Source organism: Rhodococcus sp. NPDC003322, assembly GCF_053589555.1.
In genome coordinates, this window is sequence record NZ_JBSFSC010000005.1 from 317,568 (window position 1) to 327,256 (window position 9,689).

The following is a 9,689-nucleotide window of genomic DNA, read 5'->3' on the forward strand; positions in this document are numbered from 1 at the left end:
CTCACCGGGTGCCCTGCCGGCGCGCGGCGATCGCGCCGTGCGGCCGGTGGCCGGTCCCCGTTCGCGTATGGGTCTCGACCACCTCGAAGCCGGCCGTGGCCAACTCCCGGCCGAGCTCTGCCGCCGGCCATCGATGGGCAGTGGTCACGGCATGGTCGAAGCTGTCCAGGGTTTCTCCCTCGAAGAAGCCCACCAGCAACCCACCGCCCGGCCGGATCACGCGTGCGAACTCGGCCATAGGCGTCCGGATGTCCTGAGGACTGTGGTGAACGAGGGAGTACCAGGAGAGCACGCCACCCAGTGATCCCGTCGCGGCGTCCAGTGCCTCGAAGCCGCCGACCTCGAAGGACAGGTCCGGATACTGCGTACGCGCGCGGTCGATGAACTCGGGCACCAGATCGATCCCGCGCGCGGCCAGTCCGCGCTCGGCCAGGAAGTCCGTCCACTGTCCCGGGCCGCACCCGGCGTCGAGCACGGGACCGGTCAGGGTGGCGGCCCAGCTGCTCACCAGGGCCCGATCGGACGGGTGTGTCGAAGCGATGCTGCCGAAGAGATCCACGTACTCCTGGGACCTGGCCGAGTACGACGCTCGGACGGTGTCGTCTCGCGGGGCGCTCGTGTTCGTCATCCGTCAAGGATCGTCGATGCGGTGCCCGCAGGGGGTGCGGTGGTGGACACGCCCGACGTCTGTCGGCGAGCCGGAGGGGGAGTGGCGTGCGGCCGCCGCATGTCACGGCAGGAAACGCGCGGCCTGCGGCGTGCTCGGCGGCGGTCGGCTGCACCGGCGGCGGGCCGCGGGTCGGGCAGGATCGCAACCGGAACTCAACCGGACGAAGAGGACACCCGTATGCGCGTGATCACCCGCGCCGCACTCGTTGCGGCAGCGTCGATTCCACTTGCCGTCGCCGCTCCTGCGCTGGCATCTGCGGCTTCCGCAGGCGACGTCAGCTACAGCTACACGGTCAACGGATCGACCGTGACGAACACGATCACCAACAACTCCGGTGTGACCCTGACCTGCGCTACGTCGCTCGCGGCCGCGCCGGGCGGGGTGTTGCCGCCGGTCGCCGACGTCATCGCCGGCGGTCAGACCCTCTACGACGCGGGCGAGGTACAGCCGGGGGTGTCGACCCAGGTCGTCTCCGACATCCCGGACGGCACCTACGTCGTCCTGGCCACGTGCGGACGCCACGACGACGACCCGACCATGTGGGTCTCGGCCTACCCGGGCGTCGAGGAGTACCTGGCGGTGTTCCCGGCCACCACGTTCACGGTGGAGCAGGCCTCGACGGTGGTGTCGATCCCCTCGACACCACCGGCCGCAGGCCTGCTTCCGGACCTCGGCGCGATCTTCAGCAGCTGACCGCGCCCGGCCTCACGGGGCGGCGAGGGGCTCGACCGTCCCTTCGGAAACGCGATGGCGCCGACGGCTCGGCACCATCGCGGTCGGGTGGGAGACGCCCCACGCGGCGCCTGCGCAGACGAACTCCTTGATCCGGGCGGCGGTGCGGCCGGTGACGGCGGTGGGCGTGGCCCGGTCGTCGGGGGTCACCCGCTGGATGATGCCGTCGCGCCGACCGAGGCTGATGCACTGGATGTTGTATCCGATGGTCGTCTCGGGAACCTTGCGACCGGTCAGACGGGCGGCGAGGGCGTCGGCGGCGAGCCATGCCATCGGGATTCCGGAGGCACAGGACATCCGCAGGGGCGTGCCGCCGGCGCCGTCGGCGAGTGCCGCGTCACCGACGGCGTAGACGTCGGGGTGCGAACGCGAGCGCATCGTGGCGTCGACGACGATCCGCCCGCCCTCGGACACTTCCAGCGTGGTGGCGGCGGCGATCGGGTGCACGGCGAAACCGGCGGTCCAGACGGTGACCTCGGCGGGGATCTCGCCGGCCGCGGCGGTGACCACCGCGTTTGCCTCGACGCGCGTGACGTCGGCGTGCTCGTGGACCGTGATGCCGAGTCGGTCGAAGACGCTGTGCAGGTGGCGCACGGCCTTGTCGCTCAGCCAGTCACCGACGCCGCCGCGGGCGACGATCGCGACCTCGAGGTCCGGATGGGCCTCGGCGATCTCGGCGGCGGCCTCGATTGCGGTCAGGCCGCCGCCGACGACGACCACCGTCCCACCCGGATTCAACTCGGTCAGGCGGGCCCGCAGCCGCAGCGCCGCCCGCTTCCCGGCGACGTCGTGTGCGTATTCCGTGACACCCGGGACGCCGTGGTCCGCGGCGGTACTCCCCAACGCGTAGACGAGGGTGTCGTAGGTGAGCGTCTCGGCACCCTGCTCGGCGGTGACGTCGACGGTGTGACGGTCCACGTCGACTTCGGTGACCCGCGCCGTCCGGACCCGCACTCCGGTGCCCGCAAGGATGTCGCGCAGCGGGCGGTGCGGCAGGTCCTGCCCGCTCGCGAGTTGGTGCATCCGCACCCGCTCGACGAACTCGGGGTGGGCGTCGACGAGGGTGATCTCGACGTCGTCGCCATGTATCCGCTTGGCGAGGCGTCCCGCCGTGATGGTTCCGGTGTATCCGCCGCCGAGAATGACAATGCGGTGCTTCATGGCTCGCTCCTGTCCGGTTGAGTGTCACTCCCTGAACCGGACAGCCGGGCGATCCCTGACAGAATCGAACTGTGATCTGGGTCACCAGATCTCGACGAGGGGGCGGTGGGGTCCTTCGGCCGCCCACTGACGCGTGATGCGCTCAAGCTTCTCGGGGTTGACCTGGGTGCGGATCGCTGCGACCCCGTCGGCGGTGGTCTCGAGGCAGAGGACTCCGAGGATCCGCTCGTCGACCTCGACCAGCACGGCGGGGCCGCCGTTGACGACGACGGCGTGGAGCGCCGGGCTGCCACCGGCCTGGGCCCGCCGGGCGTCCGTCGGCCGGAACAGGCCGCGCAGGAACCGTGCGATACCGAGCGCACCGACGATCGGGGTCTTGCGGGCCGGGATCCGGCCTCCGCCGTCGGCCACACTGACCGCGTCGTCGGTGAGCAGTCGGATCAGCGGCTCGGTGTCGCCGCTGAGTGCCGCGGTGAGGAATTCCTCGACGATCTTCGTCGCAGCGACCGAATCGACCTCGGTAGGGGGCCGGTCCGTGGTGACATGCCCCTTGGCGCGGCGGTAGATCTGCTGGCAGTTCGACTCGGTGAGGTCGAGGATCTCTGCAATCTCGCGGTGTGGGTACCCGAACGCCTCCCGCAGCACGTACACCACCCGCTCGTTGGGCGACAGTCGCTCCATGAGCGTGAGGATCGCCATCGAGACCGACTCACGCTGGACGGCGGTGTCGGCCGGACCGAGCATCGGGTCGCCCGCCAGGAGCGGCTCCGGGAGCCATTGCCCCACGTAGGTCTCGCGTCTGGCCCGCGCCGAGGTGAGCTGATTGAGGCAGAGATTGGTGAGGACCTTCGTCAGCCAGGCCTCGGGCGTCTCGATTCGCTCTCGGTCGGCCGCGTGCCACCGCAGAAACGTCTCCTGCACCGTGTCCTCGGCATCCCCGGCGGACCCGAGCAGCCGGTACGCGATCGCCTCCAGGCGGCCCCTGGAGCTCTCGAACAGATCGGCCTCGCGGTCGGTGAGCGACATCACCACATGGTCGGGGATGCGTGCCCGTCACGTCCAGCCGGCCAGGTGTGCGCGCCGGATTCATGTTCCGGAGCCGTCCGGGAGAAAATCGGACGTCCCGGACGTTGAACGGGCAGGGTTTCGACCGAAAGGACCGACATGTTCCTGGCACTTTTCGTGCTGTACCTCGTGGTGGAGATCGGGGCGGTGGTCTGGATCGCATCCATGATCGGGGTTGGGTGGACGATCGTGCTCTTCGCGGTCTGCTGGGCCATCGGACTCGCGCTCGCCTTCTCGCAGTTCCGCTCCGCCTTCGGTCAGTTCGTGCAGGCCGGCCGCGGGACCGGTTCGGTCGACCGTGCCATCGTCGACGGCGCACTGGTCGCCGCCGCATCCATCCTGCTGATCGTGCCCGGACTGGTGACCGGTCTGATCGGATTGTTGCTCGTGCTCCCGCCGACGCGGCGCCTCCTGCGCCCGGTTGCCACGCTGCTCGGCGGCAAGCGGCTGGCCGTGATCAGTGCGACCGGCATGGCCGGGGCCGGGGTCTACTCGCGCATGCGCCACCGCACCGTGGTCGACGGCACCGTGGTCGAGGACGTCATCGTCGAGACCGGCCCGGAAGCGAACACCACGCGGATCGTCGATCCGCTCGCCATCGAGGGCGAAGTCATACTTCCCGATCCCGGTGCGAACCGTCCCGACGGCGGGCGGGCAGACTGACGTCCCGTGAGTACCCAACTGTTGGTCGGCGGCCGGATCTACAGCCCGTCCGCACCGGATGCGACGTCCATGGCGATCACCGACGGCACCGTCGTCTGGGTCGGTGAGGACCGCCCCGGCCGCGCGCTTCACCCGGAGGCCGAGATCGTCGACCTCGACGGAGCCTTCGTCGCCCCCGGATTCGTCGACACCCACGTGCACACCACCGCGGCCGGACTCGCCCTCACCGGGCTCGACGTCGCCGCGGCCCGCTCCCTGCGCGAATGCCTCGACCTCGTGCGCGCGTACGCCGCCACCCACGACGACGCCGTGATCTGGGGACACGGCTGGGACGAGACCGGCTGGCCCGACGCCGACCGCGGACCCACCACCGCCGAGCTCGACGAGGCCGCCCCCGGCCGGGCCGTGTACCTGGCCCGGATCGACGCGCACTCCGCCGCCTGCTCGACTCCGCTGCGCACGAGCGCCGGAATCCCCGGCGACACCCCGGTCACCGCAGACGACCACCACCGCGCCCGCGCCGCCGCCCGTGACCTGCTCACCGTCGACCAGCGCGCGCGTGCCCGCGCCGCCGCACTGGAGCGGGCCGCCTCCTACGGCATCGTCGCCGTCCACGAATGCTCCGGACCGGACATCGCCGGCCGCACCGATCTCGACGAACTGCTCGCCACCGACCACGGTGTCCAGGTCCGGGCGTACTGGGGGCAGGCCGTCGGCAGCGCCGAGGAGGCCACCGCACTGCTCGCCGAGACCGGCGCGCACGCGCTCGGCGGTGACCTGTTCGTCGACGGCGCGATCGGTTCACGGACCGCGTGGCTGTCCGAGCCGTACGCCGACCGGCCGCACACCGGCACCTCCTACCTCGACGTCGACGCGATCGCCGCCCATGTGCGCGCCTGCACCCTGGTCGGGATCCAGGCCGGCTTCCACGTCATCGGCGATGCCGCGGTGGCCGCGGCCGTCGAGGGATTCGACCGCGTCGTCGCGGAGCTCGGCGGCCCGGCCGTCGCGGCGTGCGGGCACCGCCTCGAGCACGTCGAGATGATCGACGCCGAGCAGTCCGCCAAGCTCGCCGCCTGGGGCGTGGTGGCCAGCGTCCAGCCCGGCTTCGACGCCCAGTGGGGCGGCGCGGACGGGATGTACGCGCGCGCCCTCGGCGCCGACCGGGCGGTCGCGATGAACCCGTTCGCCGCGATGGCGTCCGCCGGGGTCTCCCTGGCGATCGGATCCGATGCCCCCGTCACCCCGCTGAACCCGTGGGACTCGCTGCGCGCGGCCGCACATCACCGCACCGAGGGCAGTGGCATCTCGCCCCGCGCGGCCTACGCGGCCGCCACCCGCGGCGCCTGGCGGGCCGGCGGGGTGCGCGACGGACTGGCAGGCACCCTCGTCCCCGGAGCCCCCGCGTCCTATGCCGTGTGGGACGCCGGCCAACTGGTCGTCACCGCCGCCAAGGACACGGTGCAGCGCTGGTCCACCGACCCGCGGTCCCGGGTGCCCGCGATGCCGCGCCTCGACGACGACGCACCGAACCCGGTGTGCCTGCGCACCGTGCACCGCGGCGCCACCATCTATGAACGCTGAGGCAGTGGCCGTCGAGGCGCCCGGTCGGTGGCGGCGGGCGGTGCCGGTCCTGAGGGACGGCGCGGCGGCCGTCGGCGCGGGTCTGCTGCTGTTCGCGAGCTTCCCACCGCGGCCGCTGTGGTTCCTCGCTCCCGTCGGCATCGGCCTACTCGTCCTGGTTCTCACCGGGTGGGGTCGCCGGCCGCGCACGTGGCGCGCCGGCTTCGGGTACGGCTACCTCGCCGGTCTCGGCTTCCTGCTGCCACTGCTGCCGTGGGTCGGCGAGTACGTCGGGCCGGTCCCGTGGCTGGCCCTGTCCGCCGTCGAGGCCCTGTTCGTCGGCCTGTTCGGTGCGCTCGCGATCGCGGTGTCGCGGCTGCCGCTGGCGCCGCTGTGGATCGCGAGCACCTGGTCGCTGACCGAATGGCTGCGCGCGTCCGTCCCGTTCGGCGGCTTTCCCTGGGGACGGCTGGCGTTCGGCCAGTCCGACGGACTGCTGCTGTCGCTCGCGAGCGTCGGCGGCTCGCCGCTGGTCGGTTTCGCGGTCGCGTTGACCGGCGCCGGTCTCGCCGCCCTGGTGACGGGTCTGACCGGTACCCCCCGGCGATGGGTGTCCGCAGCCGCGCTGACCCTGGTCGCGCCCGTCCTCGCCGCCGCCCTGTGGCCGACCCTGCCCGGAGCGGACTCCGCCGACAGCGATCTCACCGCGAGCGGCACGATCACCGTCGCCGCGATCCAGGGCGGCGTCCCGCGCCTGGGCCTCGACTTCAATGCCCAGCGCCGTGCCGTCCTCGACAACCACGTCCGCCAGACCCTCGACCTCGCCACCGACATCGACGCGGGCAGCACCCCGCGACCGGACATCGTGATCTGGCCGGAGAACGCCTCCGACATCGACCCCTACCGCAACGCCGACGCGGCCGCCGCGATCACCGCCGCCGCCCGCGCCGTCGGCGCACCGATCCTCGTCGGCACCGTCCTTGTCAGGGGCGACGGCACCACCACCAACTCGGTCATCGCCTGGGACCCGACCACCGGCCCCGGCGACCAGCACGACAAGAAGATCATCCAGCCGTTCGGCGAATACCTGCCGTACCGCGACTTCTTCCGACACTTCTCCGAGTACGCCGACCGGGCCGGCAACTTCGTGCCCGGCACCGGCGACGGCGTCGTGCACGCGGCCGGGATTCCCATCGGCATAGCCACCTGCTACGAGGTCGCGTTCGACCGGGCGTTGAACCAGTCGGTGCGGGCCGGTGCCCAGCTGATCGCGGTCCCCACCAACAACGCGACCTTCGGCGATACCGAGATGACGTATCAGCAGCTCGCGATGTCGCGGCTGCGCGCTGTCGAGCACGGCCGGGCCGTCGTCGTCGCCGCCACCTCCGGGGTCAGCGCGATCGTCGCGCCCGACGGCACCGTGCAGGAATCTTCGTCACTTTTCACGCCCACGACGCTGGTGGCGCAGGTGCCGCTGCGCGCCTCCACTACGCTGGCTACTCGGCTCGGCCCGATTCCGGAGTTCGCTCTCTGCATCGGAGCCGTGTTGGCCCTGCTCGCCGCAGCCCTGCACTCGGCAGCGCGGCGGCGCCGGCCGGCCGCACCCTCAAAGGACGGTGCGGATGTTCACGGAAAGAACCAGCCTCGGCTGGGGGAGAGGATCGAATGAGCGCGGGTACGCCGACAGGGGACAAGCCGAGCTCCCACACGCTGGTGATCATTCCGACTTACAACGAGCGGGAGAACATCGCACTGATCATCGGCCGCCTGCACGCGGCCCTGCCCGACGTCCATGTCCTCGTCGCCGACGACGGCAGCCCGGACGGCACCGGTGACATCGCCGACAAGCTCGCCGCCGACGACACCGACGGCCGCATCCACGTCATGCACCGCACCGAGAAGAACGGGCTCGGCGCCGCATACATCGCCGGATTCCAGTGGGCCCTCGAACGCGACTACCAGGTCGTCGTGGAAATGGACGCCGACGGCAGCCACGCCCCCGAGCAGCTGCACCGCCTCCTCGACAAGATCGACGCGGGCGCCGACGTCGTCGCCGGCTCCCGCTACGTTCCCGGCGGCAGCGTCGTCAACTGGCCGCGGCGCCGGGAGATCCTCTCCCGCGGCGGCAACATCTACTCCCAGCTCGCGCTCGGAGTGAAGATCAAGGACATCACCGGCGGCTACCGCGCCTACCGTCGCGTCGTGCTCGAGACCCTCGACCTGGGTGCCATCGAGTCGGCCGGCTACTGCTTCCAGATCGACATGGGCTGGCGGGCGCTGCAGGCCGGGTTCACCATGGTCGAGGTGCCGATCACCTTCACCGAGCGCGAATTCGGTGAATCGAAGATGTCCGGAAACATCATCACCGAAGCGTTCACCAAGGTCCTCGGCTGGGGCATGAAGAACCGGTGGGACAAGCTGCGATCCCTGATCGGGAAGTAGTACCGACACGAAAGCGCCCCGGAGGATGATCCTCCGGGGCGCTTTCGTCGATCCGACGCCTGTCCGCGTCCGCCGGCTCCGCGCCGCGGTACCGCTAGGCTCCGCGCCGCTTGGTCTTCAGCAGTTCCAGGCGCTCCTTGAGCAGCTCGTCGAGCTCCTCGACGGAGCGACGCTCGAGCAGCATGTCCCAGTGGGTGCGCGGCGGCTTCACCTTCTTGACCTCGGGTGCGGCGCCCTCCAGGAGCGTGCCCTCGAGGCCGTTCTTGCACAGCCAGGTACCGGGGATCTCGGCCTCGTCGGCGAACGGAACGTCGAACTCCTCGCCGTTGTCACAGCGATACCGGGCGATCCGTCGGGGCGCGAGATCGTGATCACGGTCCGTCTCGTAGCTCACCGCACCGAGGCGGCTCCCTCGAAGTACGCGATCTGCCATGGTGGTGATTCCTCTCCTCGGTCGTCACGCGAGCACGCCCGGCGGACCAGGCGTTCACTCTCTACAACGACACGTACTCCCGAATGGTTCCCGCGCCGAGCGCAGAAGCAACCACGCCATTCTACCGGTGGGGGTGTGGCGATCTCACCCCTAGGGTGACTCCCCGGCCGTGCGGGAATCCGGAACTCTCGACCGTGTCAGCAACTCCACGATCCACCGGAGCCACCATGAACTGCCGCAGCGACGGGCACCGGGCTCGCTCGCCGCACGCTCGCGTGCCGCCCACTTGCTTACCTCCTAGTAGGGTGAGGTCGTGCCCAGCCCCACCCGCCGACTCGAGTCCTGCATGTGGTGTGGTCGGGAGGTTCCCGACGCCGGGGTCGGCCGCCGACGCCGCTACTGCCGGCAGTCCTGTCGGCAGCGCGCGTACGAACAGCGAAGCGCGGTCAAGGGCACCACGATCGCACCGGACTCCACGATCCTCACCGCCGCGGAGGCGGAGGCCGCGATGGACCGGATGTTCGAGGTGCGCTGCGCCGCCGAGGACGTGGCCACCGCGGCCGCGGAGGGAGCGGGAGCGGACGAGATCGCGACCCTGTGCGACACGCTGGTCAAGCTGGCCCGAGACGCCGAACGTCTGCGTTGACCCTTCCATCTTTTCGTCGCCTGTAGAAAGATCGAACCAGGTAACGCCCTCGGGCGTGGTCTCGACTAAACGACAGACGCACAAATCCACAGACGGCAGGCAGAGGCGCCCATTACGCTGAACACAACGCCGAATCGTTGAGAACACGCCGAAACAGCACCGCAACTGTCCCTTTGCGTGAGGATTACGATGAAGGATTCTTCCTCTGTTGATCCCGGCCCAGACGCACCACGTACGCGGGATCCCCACACCGAAGGAACCGAACCACTCGACCAGACCGGGTCGTCCGGTTCATTTCCGCTGTCTGCCGTACA

10 protein-coding genes are annotated in these 9,689 nt (G+C 70.6%); 6 read left to right on the plus strand and 4 right to left on the minus strand.

Annotated features, from left to right (window positions below; all coding sequences use genetic code 11):
• Nucleotide 1: 1 nt before the first annotated feature.
• Nucleotides 2-628, minus strand: a complete 627-nt coding sequence (locus ACWDUM_RS20830) for a class I SAM-dependent methyltransferase (protein ID WP_450135410.1) — start codon at nucleotides 626-628, stop codon at nucleotides 2-4.
• A 219-nt stretch (nucleotides 629-847) separates the two neighbouring features.
• Here ACWDUM_RS20830 and ACWDUM_RS20835 point away from each other — a divergent pair, with 219 nt between their 5' ends.
• The gene (locus ACWDUM_RS20835; RefSeq protein ID WP_450135411.1) at nucleotides 848-1,363 is read left to right on the plus strand and encodes a hypothetical protein; all 516 of its coding nucleotides are present in this window, start codon (nucleotides 848-850) and stop codon (nucleotides 1,361-1,363) included.
• 12 nt (nucleotides 1,364-1,375) lie between these two features.
• Here the strand turns inward: ACWDUM_RS20835 and ACWDUM_RS20840 are convergent, their stop codons facing one another.
• Nucleotides 1,376-2,563 carry an NAD(P)/FAD-dependent oxidoreductase gene (locus ACWDUM_RS20840; RefSeq protein ID WP_450135412.1) on the minus strand — a complete coding sequence of 396 codons (1,188 nt, stop codon included), beginning with the start codon at nucleotides 2,561-2,563 and terminating at the stop codon, nucleotides 1,376-1,378.
• An 81-nt stretch (nucleotides 2,564-2,644) separates the two neighbouring features.
• Entirely contained in the window at nucleotides 2,645-3,589 is a 945-nt protein-coding gene (locus ACWDUM_RS20845) for an RNA polymerase sigma-70 factor (protein ID WP_450135413.1), read from the minus strand.
• A gap of 138 nt (nucleotides 3,590-3,727) precedes the next feature.
• On the opposite strand from ACWDUM_RS20845, the gene ACWDUM_RS20850 reads away from it, so the two are divergent.
• From ACWDUM_RS20850 to ACWDUM_RS20865, 4 genes are read left to right on the plus strand one after another with little or no spacing between them, the layout of a single operon-like run.
• The gene (locus tag ACWDUM_RS20850; RefSeq protein WP_450115998.1) at nucleotides 3,728-4,291 is read left to right on the plus strand and encodes an FxsA family protein; all 564 of its coding nucleotides are present in this window, start codon (nucleotides 3,728-3,730) and stop codon (nucleotides 4,289-4,291) included.
• A gap of 6 nt (nucleotides 4,292-4,297) precedes the next feature.
• Entirely contained in the window at nucleotides 4,298-5,875 is a 1,578-nt protein-coding gene (locus ACWDUM_RS20855; RefSeq protein WP_450135414.1) for an amidohydrolase, read from the plus strand.
• The gene (gene lnt / locus ACWDUM_RS20860; RefSeq protein ID WP_450135415.1) at nucleotides 5,865-7,523 is read left to right on the plus strand and encodes an apolipoprotein N-acyltransferase; all 1,659 of its coding nucleotides are present in this window, start codon (nucleotides 5,865-5,867) and stop codon (nucleotides 7,521-7,523) included. The genes ACWDUM_RS20855 and lnt overlap by 11 nt, the downstream gene beginning before the upstream one ends.
• Nucleotides 7,520-8,296 (plus strand): polyprenol monophosphomannose synthase, encoded by a 777-nt coding sequence (locus ACWDUM_RS20865; RefSeq protein ID WP_450116001.1) that lies wholly within the window; start codon nucleotides 7,520-7,522, stop codon nucleotides 8,294-8,296. Before lnt ends, ACWDUM_RS20865 begins: the two co-directional genes overlap by 4 nt.
• Nucleotides 8,297-8,390: 94 nt before the next feature.
• On the opposite strand, the gene ACWDUM_RS20870 is transcribed toward ACWDUM_RS20865, so the two are convergent.
• Nucleotides 8,391-8,729 carry an RNA polymerase-binding protein RbpA gene (locus tag ACWDUM_RS20870; RefSeq protein ID WP_450116002.1) on the minus strand — a complete coding sequence of 113 codons (339 nt, stop codon included), beginning with the start codon at nucleotides 8,727-8,729 and terminating at the stop codon, nucleotides 8,391-8,393.
• A 313-nt stretch (nucleotides 8,730-9,042) separates the two neighbouring features.
• On the opposite strand from ACWDUM_RS20870, the gene ACWDUM_RS20875 reads away from it, so the two are divergent.
• Complete coding sequence (locus tag ACWDUM_RS20875; protein ID WP_450116003.1) at nucleotides 9,043-9,375, plus strand: hypothetical protein; 333 nt, start codon at nucleotides 9,043-9,045, stop codon at nucleotides 9,373-9,375.
• Nucleotides 9,376-9,689 lie beyond the last annotated feature (314 nt).

What these genes read in the sequence shown, in the direction of transcription:
- ACWDUM_RS20835 (WP_450135411.1), top strand. Translation starts at nt 848, where the DNA reads ATGCGCGTGATCACCCGCGCCGCACTCGTTGCGGCAGCGTCGATTCCA.
- lnt (WP_450135415.1), top strand. Translation starts at nt 5,865, where the DNA reads ATGAACGCTGAGGCAGTGGCCGTCGAGGCGCCCGGTCGGTGGCGGCGG.
- ACWDUM_RS20850 (WP_450115998.1), top strand. Translation starts at nt 3,728, where the DNA reads ATGTTCCTGGCACTTTTCGTGCTGTACCTCGTGGTGGAGATCGGGGCG.
- ACWDUM_RS20830 (WP_450135410.1), bottom strand. Translation starts at nt 628, where the DNA reads ATGACGAACACGAGCGCCCCGCGAGACGACACCGTCCGAGCGTCGTAC.
- ACWDUM_RS20840 (WP_450135412.1), bottom strand. Translation starts at nt 2,563, where the DNA reads ATGAAGCACCGCATTGTCATTCTCGGCGGCGGATACACCGGAACCATC.
- ACWDUM_RS20865 (WP_450116001.1), top strand. Translation starts at nt 7,520, where the DNA reads ATGAGCGCGGGTACGCCGACAGGGGACAAGCCGAGCTCCCACACGCTG.
- ACWDUM_RS20870 (WP_450116002.1), bottom strand. Translation starts at nt 8,729, where the DNA reads ATGGCAGATCGCGTACTTCGAGGGAGCCGCCTCGGTGCGGTGAGCTAC.
- ACWDUM_RS20845 (WP_450135413.1), bottom strand. Translation starts at nt 3,589, where the DNA reads ATGTCGCTCACCGACCGCGAGGCCGATCTGTTCGAGAGCTCCAGGGGC.